The following is a 1,015-nucleotide window of genomic DNA, read 5'->3' as shown; positions in this document are numbered from 1 at the left end:
AGGTAGTCGAGTTTCGCGGTCAGGCCCTTGAGGTCGCCGACGCCGTCGCCGTTGCTGTCCTGGAAGGAGCGGACCAGGACCTCGTAGAACACGGCACGTTTGAACCACTCGGGATCGCGGTCCCTGGCCGGGGTGTCCTCGAACGTGTCCGGGACGGGCTCATTGACGATCATGTGGTGGGTGACCCTCCGATCTGCGGTGAGGACGGTCGCAGGACGGTGAGGATGTGCGCGGGCCGGATTCCCGGCTCCAGTCGCACATAGTTGGTCCTGCCCCAGGTGTAGGTCTCGCCGGTGAGCTCGTCGCGCACCGGCACCGACTCGTGCCATTCCAGGCCGAGTTGTGGCATGTCCAACGAGACGGTGGCCTCCTGGGTGTGGTGGGGGTCGAGGTTGGCCACCACCACAACCGTGTTCGAGCCGCGTGCGTCCGTGACGGACTTCGAATAGACGATCACCGCCTCCTGGTCGGCGTGGTGGAAGTGCAGGTCACGCAGTTGGCGCAGGGCGGGACTCCGTCGTCTGACCGCGTTGAGCGCGCTGACGAGCGGCGTGATGCTCCGGCCCTCCCGCTCCGCCGACTCCCAGTCCCGTGGGCGCAGTTCGTACTTCTCGGAGTGCAGGTACTCCTCGCTCCCCGCGCGCACGGGGACGTTCTCGCAGAGTTCGAAGCCGCTGTAGATGCCCCAGGTCGGCGAGAGGGTGGCGGCGAGGACGGCGCGCAGCTCGAAGGCCGGGCGGCCGCCCTGCTGGAGGAACTCGTGCAGGATGTCGGGGGTGTTGACGAAGAAGTTGGGCCGCATGCAGGCGGCCGCCTCGCCGGACAGCTCGGTGAGGTACTCCGTCAGTTCCTGCTTGGTGTTGCGCCAGGTGAAGTAGGTGTACGACTGCTGGAAACCGACCGCCGCCAGTGTGTGCATCATCGCGGGCCGGGTGAAGGCCTCGGCCAGGAAGATGACGTCGGGGTCGGTGCCGTTGATGTCGGCGATGACCTGTTCCCAGAACACCACGGGTTT

The 1,015-nt window shown here is 66.6% G+C and carries 2 pseudogenes; both read right to left on the bottom strand.

Features of this window, described 5'->3' with window-relative positions:
- Window positions 1-173 (bottom strand): annotated as a pseudogene (locus tag ACFYW7_RS38870) (trehalose synthase); the annotation flags it as partial.
- Window positions 170-1,015: pseudogene (locus ACFYW7_RS38865) on the bottom strand (alpha-1,4-glucan--maltose-1-phosphate maltosyltransferase); the annotation flags it as partial. The pseudogenes ACFYW7_RS38870 and ACFYW7_RS38865, both read right to left, overlap by 4 nt.

This window comes from Streptomyces sp. NPDC002580 (assembly GCF_042889485.1).
Lineage (GTDB): Bacteria > Actinomycetota > Actinomycetes > Streptomycetales > Streptomycetaceae > Streptomyces.
Note: the sequence above shows the minus strand (reverse complement) of the source record. Positions and strands in the feature narration are given on the sequence as shown.